17 protein-coding genes are annotated in these 18,967 nt (G+C 69.9%); 6 read left to right on the top strand and 11 right to left on the bottom strand.

The features are described from left to right. Positions 1 to 44: 44 nt before the first annotated feature. Complete coding sequence (gene msrA, locus ABJF88_13800; GenBank protein MEP0548004.1) at positions 45 to 593, bottom strand: peptide-methionine (S)-S-oxide reductase MsrA; 549 nt, start codon at positions 591 to 593, stop codon at positions 45 to 47. A gap of 246 nt (positions 594 to 839) precedes the next feature. Here msrA and ABJF88_13795 point away from each other — a divergent pair, with 246 nt between their 5' ends. Further along, positions 840 to 2,231, top strand: a complete 1,392-nt coding sequence (locus ABJF88_13795; protein MEP0548003.1) for an MFS transporter — start codon at positions 840 to 842, stop codon at positions 2,229 to 2,231. Positions 2,232 to 2,233: 2 nt separating this feature from the next. On the opposite strand, the gene ABJF88_13790 is transcribed toward ABJF88_13795, so the two are convergent. The 8 genes from ABJF88_13790 to pgsA form a co-directional block, all read right to left on the bottom strand. After that, positions 2,234 to 4,348, bottom strand: coding sequence for a S46 family peptidase (locus ABJF88_13790; GenBank protein ID MEP0548002.1), 2,115 nt, complete (start codon positions 4,346 to 4,348; stop codon positions 2,234 to 2,236). 170 nt (positions 4,349 to 4,518) lie between these two features. Continuing rightward, positions 4,519 to 5,367 (bottom strand): glycerophosphodiester phosphodiesterase family protein, encoded by an 849-nt coding sequence (locus ABJF88_13785; GenBank protein MEP0548001.1) that lies wholly within the window; start codon positions 5,365 to 5,367, stop codon positions 4,519 to 4,521. Continuing rightward, entirely contained in the window at positions 5,364 to 6,110 is a 747-nt protein-coding gene (locus ABJF88_13780; protein MEP0548000.1) for a phosphatase PAP2 family protein, read from the bottom strand. The genes ABJF88_13785 and ABJF88_13780 overlap by 4 nt, the downstream gene beginning before the upstream one ends. 115 nt (positions 6,111 to 6,225) lie before the next feature. Then, a complete protein-coding gene (gene recA, locus ABJF88_13775) occupies positions 6,226 to 7,317 on the bottom strand; it encodes a recombinase RecA (protein MEP0547999.1) in 1,092 nt (363 codons plus the stop codon). A gap of 199 nt (positions 7,318 to 7,516) precedes the next feature. Beyond that, a complete protein-coding gene (locus ABJF88_13770; protein ID MEP0547998.1) occupies positions 7,517 to 7,798 on the bottom strand; it encodes a GIY-YIG nuclease family protein in 282 nt (93 codons plus the stop codon). A gap of 86 nt (positions 7,799 to 7,884) precedes the next feature. Continuing rightward, positions 7,885 to 9,171 (bottom strand): competence/damage-inducible protein A, encoded by a 1,287-nt coding sequence (locus tag ABJF88_13765; GenBank protein ID MEP0547997.1) that lies wholly within the window; start codon positions 9,169 to 9,171, stop codon positions 7,885 to 7,887. Positions 9,172 to 9,231: 60 nt separating this feature from the next. Further along, positions 9,232 to 9,897, bottom strand: coding sequence for an orotate phosphoribosyltransferase (pyrE, locus tag ABJF88_13760; protein ID MEP0547996.1), 666 nt, complete (start codon positions 9,895 to 9,897; stop codon positions 9,232 to 9,234). A gap of 14 nt (positions 9,898 to 9,911) precedes the next feature. After that, on the bottom strand, positions 9,912 to 10,532 hold the full coding sequence (gene pgsA, locus ABJF88_13755; GenBank protein MEP0547995.1) for a CDP-diacylglycerol--glycerol-3-phosphate 3-phosphatidyltransferase: 621 nt from the start codon (positions 10,530 to 10,532) through the stop codon (positions 9,912 to 9,914). Positions 10,533 to 10,779: 247 nt separating this feature from the next. On the opposite strand from pgsA, the gene dnaK reads away from it, so the two are divergent. Next, positions 10,780 to 12,690: a molecular chaperone DnaK gene (gene dnaK / locus ABJF88_13750; protein ID MEP0547994.1), complete on the top strand. Its 1,911-nt coding sequence runs from the start codon at positions 10,780 to 10,782 to the stop codon at positions 12,688 to 12,690. Between the two features lie 125 nt (positions 12,691 to 12,815). On the opposite strand, the gene ABJF88_13745 is transcribed toward dnaK, so the two are convergent. Together ABJF88_13745 and ABJF88_13740 are read right to left on the bottom strand one after the other, a co-directional pair. Continuing rightward, complete coding sequence (locus ABJF88_13745; GenBank protein MEP0547993.1) at positions 12,816 to 13,973, bottom strand: AI-2E family transporter; 1,158 nt, start codon at positions 13,971 to 13,973, stop codon at positions 12,816 to 12,818. A gap of 90 nt (positions 13,974 to 14,063) precedes the next feature. Further along, positions 14,064 to 14,468 carry a hypothetical protein gene (locus ABJF88_13740; GenBank protein MEP0547992.1) on the bottom strand — a complete coding sequence of 135 codons (405 nt, stop codon included), beginning with the start codon at positions 14,466 to 14,468 and terminating at the stop codon, positions 14,064 to 14,066. A 188-nt stretch (positions 14,469 to 14,656) separates the two neighbouring features. Here ABJF88_13740 and ABJF88_13735 point away from each other — a divergent pair, with 188 nt between their 5' ends. From ABJF88_13735 to ABJF88_13720, 4 genes are all read left to right on the top strand, one after another. Next, positions 14,657 to 16,300 carry a HAMP domain-containing sensor histidine kinase gene (locus ABJF88_13735; protein MEP0547991.1) on the top strand — a complete coding sequence of 548 codons (1,644 nt, stop codon included), beginning with the start codon at positions 14,657 to 14,659 and terminating at the stop codon, positions 16,298 to 16,300. Between the two features lie 10 nt (positions 16,301 to 16,310). Then, entirely contained in the window at positions 16,311 to 17,015 is a 705-nt protein-coding gene (locus tag ABJF88_13730) for a response regulator transcription factor (GenBank protein ID MEP0547990.1), read from the top strand. A 98-nt stretch (positions 17,016 to 17,113) separates the two neighbouring features. Then, positions 17,114 to 18,124, top strand: a complete 1,011-nt coding sequence (locus ABJF88_13725; GenBank protein ID MEP0547989.1) for a sugar-binding domain-containing protein — start codon at positions 17,114 to 17,116, stop codon at positions 18,122 to 18,124. Between the two features lie 141 nt (positions 18,125 to 18,265). Then, entirely contained in the window at positions 18,266 to 18,967 is a 702-nt protein-coding gene (locus tag ABJF88_13720; protein ID MEP0547988.1) for a hypothetical protein, read from the top strand.

Below are 18,967 nucleotides of genomic sequence, written 5' to 3'. Positions count from 1 at the left end.
ACAAGATAGCCCGCCCGCCCGAACGTCCGCGCGCTCCCCGATCCTCAGGCCGCTTCCGACTTCAGCCGGTCGAGGTAGTGCTTGCGCAGCTTCGCCACCTTCGGCGCGATGACGGCCTGACAGTACGGCTGGCGCGGGTTGTTGGCGAAGTAGTCCTGATGGTAGGCCTCGGCCTCGAAGAACGTCTCCGCCTCCGTCACCTCGGTCACGATCGGGCGGCCGAACACGTTCTGCTCGGTGAGGTCGGCGATGACCTCGTCGGCGACGCGCCGCTGCTCGTCGTCATGCGTGAAGACGACGGAGCGGTATTGCGTGCCGGTGTCGGCGCCCTGCCGGTTCAGCGTCGTCGGGTCGTGCGTGGCGAAGAAGACGTACAGGAGGTCGCGGTAGCTCACGACGTCGGGGTCGAAATGGACTTGCACAACTTCGGCGTGGCCGGTGCTGCCGGTGCATACGGCGTGGTACGTCGGGTTGTCGACGCTGCCGCCCATGTAACCGGAGACGACGCGGTGGACGCCGCGCAGCGGCTGCATGACGGCTTCGACGCACCAGAAGCAGCCGCCGCCGAGGGTGGCCGTGGAGAGATCAGACATGGGGATGGGGCTCGGTTGGGGGAAGTGCTCGTTCCAACGCACAATCCTGCCTGAAGCTCCATCGCCACGCCGCTCCACACCGCCGGAGCGAAGGAGGATGAGAGGTTCACGAGAAAGTAACGCGCGGGCCCGGCGCACTGCCGCCCCTCGTCGGTAGCGTTGACGGCCCTTCTCCCCTCACCCATGCTTTCCCGCCACCCCCTTCCCCACGCCACCTCGTCCCGCGCGCAGCAAACGCGCCGGACCATGCGCCTCAGCACGCTCGACGGCGTCTTCGCCACGCAGTACGTGACGCTGACGGGCGGACCGCTCCTCGTCACGTTCCTCCTCGCCCTCGGCGCGGCGGACTTCGAGGTCGGGCTCGTGGCGGCGCTCCCGCTCCTCGGCCAGCTCCTCCAACCCCTCGGTGCCGAAGCCGTCCGCCGTCGCGGGGGCTGGCGGAAGCCGGTCGTCGTAGCCGGCGCGGTGGCCGACGCGCTCCTCTGGGCCCTCAGCGCCGCCGCCGTCGTGTGGATCGACCGACCGACGGCGCTCCTCGTCGTGCTCGGCGTGCTCGCGCTCCAGCAGATCCCGACGGCCCTCGTCGCAGTAGGCTGGACGAGTTGGATCAGCGACCTCATCCCGCAGCGTCTGCGCGGGCGGTACTTCGGGGCGCGCAACGTCGCGTGCAACGGGCTCGCCGCCGTGACGGCCCTCGCCGCCGGCCACCTCATCGGCCGCTCCGCGGATCCCCTCCCGCTCTATCTCATCGCGATCGGCGTCGGGGTCCTGGCGCGATTCGCCAGCATCGCCTTCCTCGCGCGCCAGCCGGAGCCGCGCCCCGCGCAGCCGGCCGAGGGCGGGTTCTTCGCGCAGTTCGCCCCGCCCCTCCGCGACCCCGGCTTCCGCCGCTACGTCGCGTACGCGGCGCTCTTCGGGTTCGCCGTGCAGGTGGCCTCGCCGTTCTTCACCGTGTTCACGATCCGCGAGGCCGGCTTCGGTCCGGGCACGGCCATGCTGCTGACGGCGGTGAGCACGGGCTCGAACCTGCTCGGGCAGCGGGTGTGGGGGCCGCTGGCCGACCGCTACGGCGAGCGGCAGGTGCTCCGCGCCGTCGGGCTGGCGATCACGCTCCAACCCATCTGGTGGCTGGCGGCCGGCCCCTCGGCGTTCGGCCTCGGCGTGATGCTCGCGGCGAGCTTCAGCGGGGGGTTCGTGTGGGGCGGGCAGGCGCTCGCGACCGGCAACCTCATGATGCGGTTAGCCCCGGACTCCGGGAAGACCTCGTTCTTCGCCGTTCAGGCAGCCCTCGTCGGCGTGGCCGGAGCACTCGGCCCGCTCGTGGGAGGCGCGCTGGCCGAAGCCGTGACGGCGGGCCTGCTGGGCTCCGTGCTCCCATCCACGCTGAAGGTGGTGTTCGTCGTGAGCGCCGCGCTCCGGCTCGGGGGGTGGATGCTGCTGAGCCGGGTGCCGGAGCCGAGCGCGCGGCCCCACCTCCGCGTCGCCTACATCATCCGCGACACGGCCCGCACATTCAACCCGATGCAGGGGTTCAGCCCGCTCCTCCACGCCTTCGCCACGGCCTCGGCCGGGCCGAAGAGCCTCGCCCGCCGCTGGCGACGGCTCCGGCGCGCGCACCGCACCGGAGCCGTTCGCTAGCCCTACGGTCGCGCGTCAGCTTCGGCCTCGGTCGCGACGGCCTCGCCCGTCCGCAGCTCCTGCACGATGCGGTCGAGGTCGTACACGGTGTCGAGCGACTCGATGACGGCGCGGGCATCGACCATCACGTTCCGGCCCCGGTCGGCGAAATAGATGTAGTCGCGGCTGAGGCCCTCGATCGTCCGGTCGAAGTTGAGCCCGACGAGGCGGAGGTCGCGGTCCACGGCGGGCGAGCCGGAGTTGCCGCCAATCGTGTCGGAGGTCGAGACGAAGTTGAGCGGGGTCGAGCGGTCGAGGTCGGGCGGCGCGGGGAGCCACGTGTCGGGGAGCGCCCACTCCGAGTCCTGCCCGAACGAGGCGTTGCGGTCGTAGAGCCCGAACAGCGTGGTGTACGGCGGGGCGACGGTGCCGTTGTACTCGTAGGGCCGCACGACGCCGTCGGTGAAGCGGGGCGAGAACGTGGCGTCGGGGGGAACGGCGGTGCCGTAGACGGCGAACCGCGCCTGCCCGAGCCGGCGTGCGACTTCGCCTTCCTGCTCGTCGAGCGCCGCGCTCGCACTCTGATAATCGGCGTAGCGCGACGCGACGGCGAGCGCGAGCGCGACGGCCGGATCGTCGGGGCCGAGCGTGCCGGCGGCGAGCGCCTGCTGCGTGCCCTCGGCCGTCGCGAGCGCCGACTCGGCAACGATGTCGGCGGCAGCCTCGGCGGGCGTCCGCCCGCGCAGGACCGGGTTCACGAGCGCCGGTTCGAGGAACCGCTCGAACTGCCGGAGCTGGGCGGCGAGGTAGCGCTCATCTATGTCGCTGGGCTTGTCTTCGATGGAGGCGATCGTCCCGCGAAGCCCGGCGGCGGCATCGTCCGCCCCGGCCTGCTGTGCCCCGAGAAGCTGGGCGACGAGGTAGCCCCGGAGAAGCGGCGCGGAGCCGTACCGCGCATTCGTGATCCCGGCGAATGCACCGTACGCCGGGGCGAGTTCGCGCTTCGCCCGCTGGAGGTCGGTCATCCGGCCGAAGAGGTCGCCGTACTCCGCGCGGAGCGCCGGGTCTGCGTCGATGGCAGCGCGGAACTGGCGCTCGGAGTCACGGCGCCGGGAGGTGATGATCTCGTTCGCGAGGGCGTCCTGCCGCCCCGTGTACGCTTTAAACGCGTTACTCAGCCCGAAGCGCTGGTTCCGCACCGCTGCGTCGTCGGGGTTCGCGGCGAGGTACACGTCGAGCGCGTCGATCCGGCCTCCGAGGTATTCGAGCAGGCTCGGGATCTGCACGTCGCGCCGCCATTCGAGCTGGGCGAAGGTGTCGCCGCGATCCGTCGAGCCGGGATTGCCGATGACGAAGATGAGGTCGCCGGGCTCGGTGCCCTCCGTGCTCCACGGGAAGTAGAAGGCCGACGTGTCGAGCGGGCGGCCCGCGTCGTCGTAGGCGCGGAGGAACGCGAAGTCGAGCGCATACCTGGGGTACGTGAAGTTGTCGGCGTCGCCGCCGAAGAAGCCGAGCGCGGTCTCGGGCGCGGCTACGAGCCGGAGATCGTCGTAGCGGCGGAAGGTGTACGCGGAGTATTTCCCGCCGTTGTAGAGCGAGACGACCTGCACCGTCATCCCCTCCTCCCCCGCTGCCATCTCCGCTTCCACCGCCTCGACTTCGGCGCGACGGGCCTCGGCCCGCTCGGCGTCCGTCTCCGCCTCGGCGACGGCGGCCTCGATGCGGTTCGTCACGTCGGTGATCGCGACGAGTTGGTCCACATAGAGGCCGGGCACGGCGCGCTCCTCCTCCATCGAACGGGCAAAGAACCCCTCGTCGGCGAGACGCTCGTCGGGCTGCGACACGTCGACGATCGAGCCGCGGACGCAGTGGTGGTTCGTGGCGATCAGGCCGTCCGAGGAGACGAACGAGGCCGAGCAGCCGGGCAAGCGGAGCGCCGCGAGGCGGGCGCGCTCGAACCACGCCGCGTCAGGTCGGAAGTCGTACGTATCGGCGAGGTACTCGACGGGCGGGTTCTCGAACAGCCACATCTTGCCGTTGTCGAGCGGTCCGGCGCGCATCACGTCGGCCTCTTGAGCGAAGGCGGATGGCGCGGCGAAAACGAGGAGGGCGCAGAGCAGGCAGAATCGGTTGAGCATCGCGGATCGGCAAGAGAAAGGGGATGGGGTGACGAGCCACCGAAAATACACCGACCGCTCCCCCGCCGCGCCGCAGCCATGCCGATCCTCCCGTCCGTAGGGGCGAGGCATGCCTCGCTCACGGTGACGGCTCGCGACCGCGCTCCAAAAGTGAACCGATCCGGGATTCGTCACCGCAGGCCGGCGGCGCGGTCCGGGTAGTCCGTGATCAGCCCATCCACGCCGAGCCCGACGAGCCGCTCCATCGCGGCGCGCTCGTTCACCGTCCACGGAATCACCGCCATCCCGAGCGTGTGCGCCGCCTCCACGACGGGCGCCGTGACGAGCGTGTGCTCCGGGCTGTAGATCTCCGGCACGAACCCGAGCACGTCGAGCCCGTCGTCGAGATACCGGAGGGCCGAGCGGTCCGAGTCGAGGTGGACATCGGCGACGAGGAGGGCGAGGCGGATCGGCAGCGCCCGCTCGCGCGCCGCCTGCAACGTTCGCACGTCGAACGATTGCAGCGTAAACCGCTCGGCCACGCCCTCCGCCTCGACCACGTCCCAAATAAGATCAACGAACTCCGCCGGCGGCGGGTGCAGCCGCCCGTCCCCCGCCGGCGTCGACTTCGTCTCGACGTTGTAAAACACGGGACGGTCGTGCTCGCGCGCCCACGCCTCGGCGAACCGGACCACGTCGCGGAGGAGCGGCTTCGGCACCGACTCCAACGCCTGCTCGGGGAAGCGCGGGTTTGGCCGGCTGCCGCAGTCAAAGCGGGCGATCTCTGCGTACGGGAGGTCGAAGAGCACGATCTCTTCGCCCGGCGCGACGAGCCGCCCGTCGGGGTGCGTGCAGAACACGTCCGACATCACGGGGTCGTGCGAGACCACGACCTGGCTGTCGGCTGAGACGACGGTGTCGAGTTCGAGCGTGGTCACGCCGAGTTCGAGGGCGCGGCGGAAGGCCGGCAGCGTGTTCTCGGGGGCGAGGCCGCGCGCGCCCCGGTGGCCCTGCACGTCGAAACCCGGCGGCACCGTCATCGGAGCGGGATCACGAAACGGACCGCCGGCGGAGCCGGGCGTGCCATCATTTCGTCCTCGTCATCGGCGTCGCCGCGCAGCGCATCCGGCGTGATGATTTCGCCGAGCGCGTGAACAGCAAACGCCGCCCCGACCCCGAGCGCCGCCCCCACGGCGATGTCCGTGGGATAGTGAACGCCGAGCCAGGGTCGGCTGATCGTCACGGCCGTGGCCCAGAGCGTAGCCGGCGCGATCACGTACCACTCGGGGAACGATAGGCTCAACGAGGTCGCGATCGCGAACGACGTCGCGGCGTGCCCCGATGGGAACGAGTGGGGGTCGAACACCTCGTCGTCCTCACTGTAGCCTCGGGACCGGGAGGCGATGCTCGACAGCGAAGCGTACGGGCGGGGCCGCTTCACGATCGTCTTTAGCGCGAAAACGGTCCCGACCGTGGCCGCTTCCGTCAGCGTCAGCAGGTAGGCCGGCTTATAGTCGTGCTCGTCGTCGAGGAGCAGGGTGCCGAGCCATAGGGCAGGGGCGGCGGTATAAAACGTTTTGAGTGAGGTCCAGTCGGCCCCCCGCATGAGGGACGTGAAGGCCGGCTCCTCGAAGTTGTAGATCTTGTGGAGCAGGATGATATCCCGCGTCGTGGGCGGGTCCTCGGCGACGACGGTCGTGTCGATCGGGGCGTCCTGCGCCTCGACCGGCGCGGCGCATAGGAGCAGGAGAACGGCGAGGAGGGGGAGCGGACGCGACAGCACGGGAGAGGAGCGAGGTGAAGAGCGGGGCGAAGATAGGGCCGGCGGACGTGAAAATACGCAGCGCCGCCGAGCCGAAGCCCGGCGGCGCTGCGCGATCTTTTTCCTGCCAATCCGACTACACGCCGAAGACCTCGGCGGAGGAGCCGTCCTTCTGCTCGTCCGTAAGGTCGGGCGCGTCGTCGTCGTCGGACGCGGGCGCGGGGATCATGCCGAGCTCGACCTTCACGCGGTGCATGACTTCAGCGCGCATCTCCGCGTTCTCGCGGAGCCACTGCTTCGTCGCGTCGCGGCCCTGCCCGATGTTGTTGCCCTCGTACGAGAACCACGACCCGGCCTTCTTGATGATGTCCGCGTCCACGGCCATGTCGACGAGCTCACCGAGCGACGAGACGCCCTCGTTGTAGATGATGTCGAACTCGGCCTGGCGGAACGGCGGGGCCACCTTGTTCTTCACCACCTTCACGCGCGTCCGGTTGCCGACGATGTCGGTGCCGTCCTTCACCGCGCCGATGCGACGGATGTCCATCCGCACCGAGCAGTAAAACTTCAGCGCCCGGCCGCCCGGCGTCGTCTCGGGCGAGCCCCACGAGACGCCGATCTTCTCGCGGATCTGGTTGATGAAGATGAGGCAGGTCCCCGTCCGGTTGATCGTGCCGGTGAGCTTGCGGAGCGCCTGGCTCATGAGGCGGGCCTGGAGGCCGACGTGGCTGTCGCCCATCTCGCCTTCGATCTCGGCGCGCGGCACGAGCGCCGCCACCGAGTCCACGACGATCACGTCGAGCGCGCCCGAACGTGTGAGCATGTCGACGATCTCGAGCGCTTGCTCGCCGGTGTCCGGCTGCGAGACGAGGAGGTTGTCGGTGTCGACGCCGAGCTTTTGGGCGTAGCCCGCGTCGAAGGCGTTCTCGGCGTCGATCATCGCGCACGTCCCGCCGAGCTTCTGGGCCTCGCCGATGATCTGGGTGGCGAGCGTCGTCTTACCCGACGACTCCGGCCCGTAGATCTCGACGACGCGGCCGCGCGGGACGCCGCCGATGCCGAGGGCGTGGTCGAGGGCAAGGCTGCCCGTCGGGATCGCGTCGATGAGCACCGGCGGGGCATCGCCGAGCTTCATCACGGAGCCCTTGCCGAACTGCTTCTCGATCTGTTTGAGGGCGAGGTCGAGCGCCTTCTGGCGGGCCCCCTCCTGCGTCGCGTCTTTAGCCATGATGGTTGTGTGTTCCCCTGAGTAATGAGAGCTGGTCCGCCATGATACGAGCGCTCGCTGTCAGCCCCGTGTCACCCTCGTTAAGACACGAGAAATCCAGCGGCGTAACTCTACTGTCGTGTCCTCTCGTCTACGGAAACGTGTTCTCGTGTCTCGGGAGATCCCTCGCTGCACTCAGGATGACACTTCGTGGGCGGTCTTACAGGGCGCTACCCAAGTCGTCCCATCTCGGATTTGCCTGCTCTATCAGTTCGATCTTCTTCGTGCGTAGCCATCCTTTGAGTTGCTTCTCGCGCTGAATGGCGTCTCGAACCTCACCGAACTCTTCGAAGTACACGAGCCGATCTACGTTGTACCGTCGCGTGAATCCCGGCACCCGCTTCGCTTTGTGCTCGCGGACGCGCCGGACGAGGTCGTTCGTCATCCCGATGTACAGCGTGCCCGATCGGTTCGTGAGGACGTACACCCAATACTGTTTCATCCTCCTCGTGTCATCCTGAGCGCAGCGAAGAACCCGAAGGGACTCGTCCCGAAGGCTCGGCGAAGCCCATCTCCCCATGCCGAGCGCTACGCCGGGTCCGCTGGCTCCGCCGCGAGCCGGTCGCGACGAAGGAGTTGGCGGCGGATGAGGCCGAGCCCGGCCGTGACGGAGAGCCGCTTGTTCAGCAGCCGGTCGTTCGTGAGGCGGAGGTGGACGGCGTGCGTCCCATTCGCGTCTGCGTAGCCGATCCACACGGTCCCGACGGGCTTCTCGGGCGTACCGCCGCCCGGGCCCGCGATCCCCGTCGTCGAGATCCCGAGGTCTGCGTTGAGGCGGATACGAACGCCCTCGGCCATCTGCCGCGCCACGGGGTCGCTCACCGCCCCATACGTCGCCATCATCTCGGTATCCACCTTGAGGAGTTCGATCTTCTGCGTGTTGCCGTAGACCACGGCCCCGCCGCAGTAGTAGTCCGACGACCCGGGGATATTCGTGAGTCGGTGGCTGAGGAGACCGCCCGTGCAGCTCTCCGCCGTGGCGAGCGTCAGCCCGCGCTCGCGCAGCATCCGGCCAATCGCCGCTTCGAGCGTGTCGTCGTCCTCGCCGAAGACGTACTCCTCGACGTGGGAGCGGACGTAGTCCTCGAAGTCGGCGAGCCGCGCTTCGGCCACGGCCCGCGCCGCGCCGAACGCGGTGATGCGGAGGCGGACGACGCCGTAGCTCGGGAGGAACGCGAGGTGGAGGTCCGGCCCGATTCGGTCCGAGAAATCGCCGAGGGCGTCGGCGAGGTCGGACTCGCCAATGCCGACGGTGAGGAGGGTCTTCTGCGCGATCGCGGCCTCGCCGTTGCGCGCGGCGAGGCGTGGGAGCACGGCCTCGCGCATGAGCGCCTCCATCTCGTGCGGCACGCCCGGCAGCACGACGATCACGCGTTCCACGCCGTCGATCTCGCCCGCGAACCACAGCCCCGGCGCCGTGCCGACGGGATTGTGCAGGGCCTCGAACCCGGCGGGCACCTCAGCCTGCACGCGGTTGCGCTCCGCCATCGGCCGGCCACGCGCGTCGAACTTCTGCTTCAGCTCAGCGAGCAGGTCCTCGTGAAATTCGAGCGGGCGGCCGAGTTCGTCGGCAATCGCCTTCTTCGTGATGTCGTCGTGCGTCGGCCCGAGCCCGCCCGTGACGAGGACGAGGTCGGAGGTGCCGAGCGAGCGGCGGAGCTCGCCCCGGATATCGGCCATCTCGTCGCCGACGACGGCCGTGCGGCGGACCGTCACCCCGAGCGCGCTGAGCTGCTCGCCGAGCCGGGCGACGTTCGTGTTGACGACCTGCCCGATGAGCAGTTCGTCGCCGATCGTGAGGAGCGTGGCGTTCATGGGGTGAGGGGGTAGTCGGACGGGATAGGAAGCGTGTTGCAGCAACGCGATCCCTCCGTGCTACGATCCCCCGCCGCCCGGATGTTTCTCGCTCCACGCAGCCGGATCGGCCCGCCAGTCGCGGAGCGTCCCGAGCGACGACGGCTCGATCACGCCGACGCGCTCGGCGACGCGGATCAGCGTCGCGAAGTCGGTGAGCGTGGCGTACGCCAGCCCGGCCTCCTCGAACCGCTGCGTCGCCTCGACGAGGCCGTACGCGAACGTCGCGAGCACGACGACGGGTTCAGCCCCAGCCTCGCGCAACGCCTCCGCCGCCGCCACCGACGAGCCACCCGTCGAGATCAAGTCTTCGATGATCACGACGCGCTGCCCTGCCTTGACGCGCCCCTCGATCCGGTTGCCTTTCCCGTGTCCCTTCGCCGCCGAGCGGACGTAGGCGAGCGGGAGCCCGCGCCGGTCGGCCACGAGCGCGGCCTGCGGGATGCCCGCCGTCGCCACGCCCGCCACCAGATCCGGCGCATAACCGCCCCGCCCGATCAGTTCCTCGTACCCCGCCGTGACGCGGGAGCGGACGGCAGGGTGCGCCAGCGTGAGCCGGTTGTCGCAGTACACCGGCGAGCGCAGCCCCGAGGCCCACGTGAACGGGTCGTTGGGTCGGAGCGACACCGCGCCGATTTCGAGCAGGTCGGACGCGATCTGCTCGCGGAGCGTGGTCAGCGAATCGATTTCGGGTGTGGCGTTCACAGCGCGGTGGCGGGGCGTTGGCGGGTGAAATAGAGCGCGCCCGTCCACAACGTCAGGGCGACGGTGATGATCAGCAGGATCGACGTGGCAGGGCTGTAGAGCGCGGCGCCAGCGAACGTGCCGACCTGCCCGACCCACCCCTCGAACCCGTTGAGCTTGGAGACGACGAGGAACACCTGCGCCGCGATGAGGAAGGTGAGTTGGACGGCGGTTTTGATCTTCGCCGCGTAACGCGTCTGGATCGGCCGGCCCTTCCGCTCGGCCCACGACCGGAGCACGGTCACGGCCACGTCACGGAAAGCGATGAGCCCGACGGCCCACCACCACCACGGCTCCATCAGCACCCGGCCCTCCGCATCGGGTGGGAGGAAGAGGAACGCGAAGAACGCGCCCAGCACGAGCACCTTGTCCGCGAGCGGATCGAGGAACTGCCCGAGCCGCGAGCCGACGCCGTACTGCCGTGCGAGCCGGCCGTCCCAGTAGTCGGAGATCGCGGCAGCGATGAAGAGGATGGCCGCGACGAACTGCCCCGTCAATGTCCCCGAGAGAAGGAGGACGAGGAAGATCGGCGTGACGACGATCCGGCCGATGGTAAGGGCGTTGGGGACGTGTTTCATCGAGGCGTGGCTGAACCCTAAATATAGCGGAGACCGCCGTTCGTCAGGGAAGCAATCCGCCGGCCCGGCGTGTTCGGAGCGAGCGCCCGCGTGCTCGCCTGCCATTCTGGCCGAGGCCCGGAGATGGCACCGTTCTTGACAAATAGAGTGAGAGCGCTCCGCACCGGAATCGGGTCTCCCCACGCCCGGGCGGCGGTCGGGTCGCTCCCCCCTTTTGACAGTCCTTTTTCAGTTACGACACGACACAATGAGCAAGATCATCGGTATCGACCTCGGCACGACGAACTCCGTCGTCGCCGTGATGGAAGGCTCCGAGCCCGTCGTCATCCCGAACGCGGAAGGCGGCCGGACGACGCCGTCCATCGTCGCGTTCAAGAAAGACGGCGAGCGCCTCGTCGGCGCCCCCGCCAAGCGCCAGGCCATCACGAACCCCAACCACACGATTTTCTCCATCAAGCGCTTCATGGGCCGCAAGCACGGCGAAGTCAGCGAGGAGATGAAGACCGTGCCCTACGACGTCGTCCAGGGCGACGGTGGCACGGCCCGCGTCCAGATCGACGAGCGCGTGTACACGCCGCAGGAGATCTCGGCGATGATCCTCCAGAAGCTGAAGCAGACGGCCGAGGACTACCTCGGCGAGAAGGTGACGGAGGCCGTGATCACGGTCCCGGCCTACTTCAACGACGCGCAGCGGACCGCCACGAAGGAGGCGGGCCAGATCGCCGGCCTCACGGTAAAGCGCATCATCAACGAGCCCACGGCCGCGGCCCTCGCGTACGGCCTCGACCGCAAAGGGCAGGACGAGATGGTCGCCGTCTACGACCTCGGCGGCGGCACGTACGACATCTCGATCCTCGAACTCGGCGACGGCGTCTTCGAAGTGAAGTCCACGAACGGTGACACCCACCTCGGCGGCGACGACTTCGACCAGCGCCTCATCGATTACATCGCCGATCAGTTCAAGAAGGACGAAGGCATTGACCTCCGCAACGACCCGATGGCGCTCCAGCGCTTGAAGGAGGCGGCCGAGAAAGCCAAGATCGAGCTCTCGTCCTCGACGCAGACGACGGTCAACCTCCCCTTCATCACTGCCACCAGCGACGGGCCGAAGCACCTCACGCTCGACCTCACGCGCTCCAAATTCGAGCAGCTCGTGAGCGACCTCGTGGAGCGGACGACGGCGCCGATGGCGAAGGCGCTCAAGGACGCCGGTCTCACGAAGGATCAGATCGACGAGGTCATCCTCGTCGGCGGCTCGACGCGCATCCCGGCCGTGCAGCGGACCGTCGAGGAGTTCTTCGGCAAGAAGCCGAACAAGTCGGTGAACCCGGACGAGGTCGTCGCGATCGGCGCGGCCATCCAGGGCGGCGTCCTCTCGGGCGACGTGACCGACGTGCTCCTCCTCGACGTAACCCCGCTGAACCTCGGCATCGAGACGCTCGGCGGCGTGACGACGGCGCTGATTCCGGCGAACACGACGATCCCGACGCGGAAGTCGGAGACGTTCTCGACGGCGGCCGACAACCAGCCCTCCGTCGAGATCCACGTCCTCCAAGGCGACCGCACGATGGCCGTCGACAACCGGACGATCGGGCGCTTCCACCTCGACGGCATCCCCCCGGCCCCGCGTGGCCTCCCGCAGATCGAGGTAACCTTCGACATCGACGCCGACGGCATCCTCAACGTCGTCTCCAAAGACAAGGCGACGGGCAAGGAGCAGTCGATCCGCATCGAGGCCTCGTCCGGCCTCAACGAGGAGGAGATCGAGAAGATGCGCCGCGACGCGCGTGAGCACGCCGCCGAAGACAAAAAGCGCCGCGAGTCGGCCGACAAGCTGAACGCCGCGGACACCCTCATCTTCTCGACCGAGAAGAACCTCAAGGACTACGGCGACAAGATCCCGGCCGAGAAGCGCGCGAAGATCGACGCCGCCCTCGAACGGCTCAAGGAGGTCCAGAAGAACCAGGACGTGGACCAGACCGAGTCGGCGATGGAGCAGCTCAACACGGCGTGGAGCGAGGCCTCGGAAGACATCTACAAGGCCCAGCAGGAAGCGGCCGCCGGCGACGGCGCCCCCGCCTCCGAGCCGACCGCCGACGCCGGCGACGAAGTCAAAGACGTCGACTTCGAAGTCGTCGACGAGGACGACGCGAAATAACCTCGCGCCAGCCCTCGACCCAACCGGAAGCCCCGGCTGCCCGCTCGAATCCGAGCACGGCGGCCGGGGCTTCTTTATTGGAGTCCGAACGAAGCGCCATCCCGTAGCGACGCAGCATGCTGCGTCTACTCCGACGAGGTCGATTCCTCAATGATCGGCGGCGTGGCTTCGACCGAGGGCACCGGCGGGCGCTCGCCCGGAATGCCCGGCGAGGCATTTTCCGGCATTCCCGCGTCGTCGAGCCCGCCGAACTCCTCGACGAACATCTCCCAGACCGTGATGAACAGGGCGGCGATGATGGGGCCGATCACGAAGCCGGAGAGCCCGAAGATCACGATACCGCCGAGCGTCGAGAGCAGGATGAGGTAGTCCGGCATCTGCGTGTCGCGCCCGACGAGGAGCGGGCGCAGCACGTTGTCGACGGTTCCGATGAGGAGCGCGCCGAGCACGACGAGCACGATCCCCTTCACGATCGCGCCCGTCGCGAAGAGGTAGACCGCCGCCGGCCCCCAGATCACGAACGAGCCGACGGCCGGCAGCATTGAGAGCACCGCCATCACGACGCCCCACAGCACCGGCGCGTTGAGCCCGAGGATCCAGAACGCCAGCCCCCCCATCGTCCCCTGCACGATCCCGACGACGAGCGTGCCCTTGACGGTGGCGCGGGAGACTTGGGCGAAGCGGGAGAACAGCCGGCGCTCGCGCGGGTCGCCGAGCGGCATCGCGCGGATGAGCCCCTCGATGATCCGGTCGCCGTCGCGGAGGAAGAAGAACAGGAGGTAGAGCGTGAGGATGAAGAGGACCATCACGCTGATCGCGCTCTGCCCGAGCACGATCGCCTGCGACGCGGCGAACTGGCTGATCGTGACGGCCGCGTTCGAGAGCCCCTCGCGCACGCGGTCGAGGTCGATCTGCAGTCCTTCGAGCAGGCCCGTGGCACGGGGCACCCACTGCTCGACGGTGTGGAGCCCCGCCGCCACGTCGATCTCGCCGCTCGCGATGCGGGCGTAGAGCGTCGTCGCCTCGCCCGTCACCGCCGCGCCGATCCCGACGAGGGGGAGGATCACGAGGAGCAGGACGGCGAGCAGCGATACCACGGCCGCCAGCGTCTCCCGCCCGCCGAACCACCGGCGGACCTTTTGGTGCGTCGGCCCAAAGAGGATGGCGAGCACGATGGCCCAGAACACCGGCTCCAGAAACACGCCGATGATCAGCGTGAAGGCGATCGTGACGAGGACGACGAGCGCCAGGAAGGAGGCGTTTTCGAGCGTGCGAATGCGCATGCGGCCGGTCGAGAGGTGAGGTGCCAAGGTAGCGACGGTACGGTCGTCGGAGCGACCGTCGTCGGAGGGGGACGAAGTTTCCAGCCTGCCCTACTCGCGCACGGCCTCGAACGTGCCGCTCGGAACCGGCCCGGCGATCGTGATCGTCTCCCACGTCCCCGTCATCTGGTCGACCTCGTACCGCCCCCACAGCAAAAACCCGGTGTCGGAGGCGTCCATGTCCAGCACGAAGTTGATGGTCCCCTCCGCCGTACTTCCGACCACGGCACCCGAGGTTGGCGTCGGGTCGGGCGTCCCACCCACGCCGTCGAGTTGCCAGCGGCCGGTTACCTCGCCCGGCTCATCCGCCGGCCCCGGGGGCTCGATCGCGAGTTCGAGTTCGCCGATGTATACGGCCTCCCCGCTCGCGTCCGAGAGCGTGACGCGGAACGTGTCCCGGTCGGGCGCGCTGTCGCAGGCGGTCCACGAAAGGAGGAGCAGGAAGAGCGGTATCACGGGCAGTCTCATAGGGTAGATCGCTTGGTTTGATCTCCCTTAAACCACGGTATCGGGCCGCGTTCCCGCTGTACCGCAGGGGGCTCCAACACGGCGGGCGAGGCAGGCCGCGTGACAACTCGTGACATCGCGTGACGCCGGGCGACGCGCTTCCGTGCTAAGTTTGTCGGTCTCGCCCCCGCGTTGCCGTGCCCCCACTCCGCAAGATCGGCCTGCTCCTCCTCGTCTTCGTCGCCGTGCCTGTGGGCGTGGTGGCGTTCGCGGAGCTCGCCGCGCTCGGCGAGAACGAGCGGGTGCTGCGTGAGATCTACGACCGCCACGTCGAGACCGTCCTCTCCGGCATCAACCAGCACGTGTGGACCGTGGCGAACGAGTGGGCCGACGACCTCGGCCGCCGCCTCGCCGACGGCGCCGACGCCGACGCCGCGCTCGCCGAGTTCGTCGCGGCGCATCCCTCGGTAGAGGCCGCGTTCGTCGCCGACACGGCTGCGGCGTTGCAGGCCCTCGCCGCCTCGCCCGAGGCGGTACGCCGTGCGGCGCGCGGCGGGGTGCCGAGCGTGGAGCGGGCCCTCGCCCTCCGCCCGACGCACGCCCGCCGCCTCCTCGCCGACCGCACGGCGGGCTACCGCCGCCTCCTCCCGATCCCGCTCTACGCCGAACACCCGAACGCGACGGTCGCGCTCGCCTTCGTGACCGGCTCCGGCAACGACCTCCGCGTCGCGGGCTTCGTCCTCGACGCGTGGACCTGCATCGAGTCCGAACTGACGCCGAAGCTGCGCGAGGTGGCGAAGGAGCACTTCGTCGTCGGCATCGCCGTCGACGACGAGGTGCGCTACGCCGAGGCCCCCGCGACGGCCGGCGTCCCGCTCAGCGACGGCTTCGGCGGCCCGCCGACGACCGCCGCCGCCCACTTGCTCGGCGGGCCGGACGTGCAAGAGCGGGCCCTCTGGGTGTTCCCCAACGCCACCCTCCGCATCCGCCCCGCAGGCACGACGATCGGATCGATCGTCGCCGACCGGACGCAGCGGAGCCTGCTGCTCGTCGGGCTCCTCGCCCTCGCGCTCGCCGTCGGCGCTGCGTTCCTCTTCCGCACGATCCGCCGGCAGGTCGAGCTCGGGCAGGCGAAGGCCGTCTTCGTCCAAAACGTCAGCCACGAGCTGCGGACGCCGCTCGCGCTCATCCGGATGTACGCCGAGACGCTCGAACTCGGCCGCGTGCCCGAGGCGCGGCAGCGTGACTACGTGCGGACGATCGCGCAGGAGGCCGGCCGCCTCACCCGCCTCGTCAACAACATCCTCAACTTCTCCCGCATCGAGTCCGGGCGGAAGGAGGTCGCCGCCGCGCCGTTCGACCTCAACGCCCTCGCCGCCGACGCCCTCGCCCTCTACCGCTTCCACCTCGACAGCGAGGGGTTCGCCGTCGACTCCGCGCTCGCCGAACCGCCGCCCGTCGCCCTCGGCGACCGCGAGGCGACGAGCGAGGCACTCCTCAACCTCATCGACAACGCGGTGAAGTACAGCGAGGCCGAGCGGCACCTCACCGTCGCCACGGGCACGGACGACGGCGCGGTGTGGGTCGAGGTGCAGGACCGCGGCCCCGGCATCGCACTCCGCGAGCAGAAGCGGATCTTCGACGAGTTCTACCGGGTGCCGACGGGCGCCGTCCACAACGCGAAGGGGACCGGGCTCGGGCTCGCCCTCGTGAAGCACCTCGCCGAAGCGCAGGGCGGGCGCGTCACCGTCCGCAGCGCGCCCGGTCACGGAAGCACGTTCCGCCTCGCGCTCCCCGCCGCGCCCGTGCCGCACGCCGTCCCCGCCCTCCCCACCGCCTGACGCCCGCCCGATGACCGACGCCCCCGACCGACCTCCCCACCTCCTCGTCGTCGAAGACGAGCCCGCGATGCGCCTCGGCCTCCGCGACAACCTGGAGTTCGAGGGCTACACCGTCGACGAAGCCGCCGACGGCGAGGAAGGCTTGCGGAAGCTGCTCGCCGGCGCGTACGACCTCGTCCTCCTCGACGTGATGATGCCGCGTCGCTCCGGCCTCGACGTCTGCAAGCTCGCCCGGCGCGAGGGCGTCACGACGCCGATCATCTTCCTCACGGCGAAAGGCGAGGAGTTCGACAAGGTGCTCGGCCTCGAGCTCGGCGCCGACGACTACGTGGTCAAGCCGTTCAGCCTCCGCGAACTCCTCGCCCGCATCAAAGCCGTCCTCCGCCGCGGCGCGCCCGACGCGCCCGCTGCCGATGGGCCGACACAGCTCGGCCGGCTCGCCGTCGACTTCCGCACGCACACGGCCACGCGCGACGGCGCGGATGTGCCGATGACGCACCTCGAACTCGAAGTCCTCCGCTACCTCGCCGCGCGCCCCCACGCCGCCGTCAGCCGCGACGACCTCCTCTCCGAGGTGTGGGGCTACGAGGACCAGCCGACGACGCGGACCGTCGACAACTTCGTCCTCAAGCTGCGGCAAAAGCTGGAGCCCGACCCGTCGCGCCCGCGCCACCTCCTCACCGTCCACGGCGTCGGCTACAAGCTCGTCCCGTGACCGATGCCGTGACAGACGGTGACACCTCGCGACGGGCTCGTGACAAAGCCGCCGCGCGCACCGACTAGCTTGATCCTGCTCTCCTCGTCCCCCGCCTGATGCTCCTGCTCCTCCTCGCTCTCGCCCTGTTTCCCGCCGCCGATGCCGACCCGGCGTGGGAGCGCGTCGTGGACCTCCGCGGTGCGTGGCGCTTCCACCTCGGCGACGACCTCGACCGCGCCCGCGCCGGCTACGACGACGAGGCCTGGGAGTCGATTTCCGTGCCCGCCGCGTGGGAGGACGAGGGGTTCTGGGGCTACGACGGGACCGCGTGGTACCGCCGGACTTTCGGGCTCTCGAAGCGCGACCTCGACCGCCCGCTCTACCTCCACCTCGGCCGCGTCGACGACGCCGATCAGGTGTGGGTGAACGGGCACTTCGTCGGCTCCACCGGCAGGTTCCCCGAGTCGGGCTACGAGTCGGCCTACTTCGCGGACCGCGTCTACCCGGTCCCCGCCGAGTACCTCCGCGCGGGCGCGAACGTCGTCGCCGTGCGGGTCTACGACGACGGGCTCGACGGCGGGCTCCTCGAAGGGCGGATCGGCGTCTACGCCCTTACGAACGGCCCCGACCTCGCCGTGGACCTCGCCGGCGCGTGGGACTTCCGGCCCGGCGACGACACCCGCTCGCTTCCTCGGAGCGGGTGGACCACGCTGACGGTCCCGGCGCGGTGGGAGCCGCAGGGCTTCCCCCGCCTCGACGGCTACGCGTGGTACCGCCGCTCGTTCACGCTCCCCGACCGGCTCCGCAGCGAATCGCTCGTGCTCGTGCTCGGCCGCATCGACGACCTCCACGAGGCGACGCTCAACGGCCGCCGCCTCGGCGGGTCGGGCGGGATGGACGCGCGGGCCGTGCGCGGGACGGAGTGGAAAGCGCTCCGCGCGTACCGGCTCGACGACGTCCCACTCCGCGAAAAGAACGAGATCGTCGTCCGGGTCTACGACGCCGGGTACGAGGGCGGCATTTACGACGGCCCCGTCGGCGTGATGACCGAGGCCGCGTTCGACCGCTGGCAGTCGGGCGGCGGCCTGATCGACCGGCTCCGCTCCTTCTTCCGCCTCGACGGCTGAGGCCGGCGCGGCCGCTCGGCGCGGGTGACAAGCGGTGACAACTCCCGACGGCCTCGTGACAGGCCGCGACGACCGGGTGACAACCCGCCCCGGGGGGCTCCGTAGCCTGGGACAGAACCTCACCCCAACCCCGCTGCCGCCATGCGCTCCCTCCTCTCCGCCGCTCTCCTCGCCGCCTTCCTCTTCCCCGCTGCCCTCTCCGCGCAGCCGACCGACTCGTTCCGCGTCGCCGCACTCGTCGTGCAGGACGAAGCGCCGAGCGCCGCGCCGCTCCCCGGCGCCTACGAGTCCGCCGATGCCTGGCTCGCCGTCGTCCGCGACGGACGCGCCCTCGTGCTGACGCTCACCGGCCAGCCCGCCTTCGACGCCTTCGCCGACGCGCCGGGCGACCCGGCGTTCAACGCCCGCGCCGAAGCCCTCCTCCGCGACGCCTTCGCCGGCTCGACGGACCGCCTCGCCGCCGCCCTCCCCGAGCACCGCCGCGAGGCCGGGACGCGCGACTTCACCCGCATCCTCGACGCCCTCACAGATCGGCGCGGCGCCGTGCAGTCCGTCCGCGCGCTCGGCACCGCGGACGAGGCCGCCGGGATGGCCGCAACGTTCGTCCGCGTGACGTTCGCCGACGGCGAAGAAGTCCTCAAGCTGAAGTGGCGCGACGGGCACCTCGCCCTCGTCACGCGCGGCGTGCTCCCGAGCGTGACGGCGCTCCCGGTCGAGGGCGACGCCCGCCGCTACGCGGTGCTCGACGCGGCGGGCACACCCTCGGTGCTCCTCACGTTCGGCGACGGGCGGCTCACGGTGCAGAACGCCGTGAGCACGCTCGTCGCCGACCGCGTGCGCTGA

It is taken from the genome of Rhodothermales bacterium (genome assembly GCA_039944855.1).
Lineage (GTDB): Bacteria > Bacteroidota > Rhodothermia > Rhodothermales > JANQRZ01 > JBBSMX01.
This window is presented reverse-complemented; position numbering and strand designations above follow the sequence as displayed.

Bases quoted from the DNA above. Each gene is read 5' to 3' on its own strand.
- msrA (MEP0548004.1), bottom strand. From the start codon at position 593: ATGTCTGATCTCTCCACGGCCACCCTCGGCGGCGGCTGCTTCTGGTGC.
- ABJF88_13795 (MEP0548003.1), top strand. From the start codon at position 840: ATGCGCCTCAGCACGCTCGACGGCGTCTTCGCCACGCAGTACGTGACG.
- ABJF88_13790 (MEP0548002.1), bottom strand. From the start codon at position 4,348: ATGCTCAACCGATTCTGCCTGCTCTGCGCCCTCCTCGTTTTCGCCGCG.
- ABJF88_13785 (MEP0548001.1), bottom strand. From the start codon at position 5,367: ATGACGGTGCCGCCGGGTTTCGACGTGCAGGGCCACCGGGGCGCGCGC.
- recA (MEP0547999.1), bottom strand. From the start codon at position 7,317: ATGGCTAAAGACGCGACGCAGGAGGGGGCCCGCCAGAAGGCGCTCGAC.
- ABJF88_13770 (MEP0547998.1), bottom strand. From the start codon at position 7,798: ATGAAACAGTATTGGGTGTACGTCCTCACGAACCGATCGGGCACGCTG.
- ABJF88_13765 (MEP0547997.1), bottom strand. From the start codon at position 9,171: ATGAACGCCACGCTCCTCACGATCGGCGACGAACTGCTCATCGGGCAG.
- pgsA (MEP0547995.1), bottom strand. From the start codon at position 10,532: ATGAAACACGTCCCCAACGCCCTTACCATCGGCCGGATCGTCGTCACG.
- dnaK (MEP0547994.1), top strand. From the start codon at position 10,780: ATGAGCAAGATCATCGGTATCGACCTCGGCACGACGAACTCCGTCGTC.
- ABJF88_13745 (MEP0547993.1), bottom strand. From the start codon at position 13,973: ATGCGCATTCGCACGCTCGAAAACGCCTCCTTCCTGGCGCTCGTCGTC.
- ABJF88_13730 (MEP0547990.1), top strand. From the start codon at position 16,311: ATGACCGACGCCCCCGACCGACCTCCCCACCTCCTCGTCGTCGAAGAC.
- ABJF88_13725 (MEP0547989.1), top strand. From the start codon at position 17,114: ATGCTCCTGCTCCTCCTCGCTCTCGCCCTGTTTCCCGCCGCCGATGCC.
- ABJF88_13720 (MEP0547988.1), top strand. From the start codon at position 18,266: ATGCGCTCCCTCCTCTCCGCCGCTCTCCTCGCCGCCTTCCTCTTCCCC.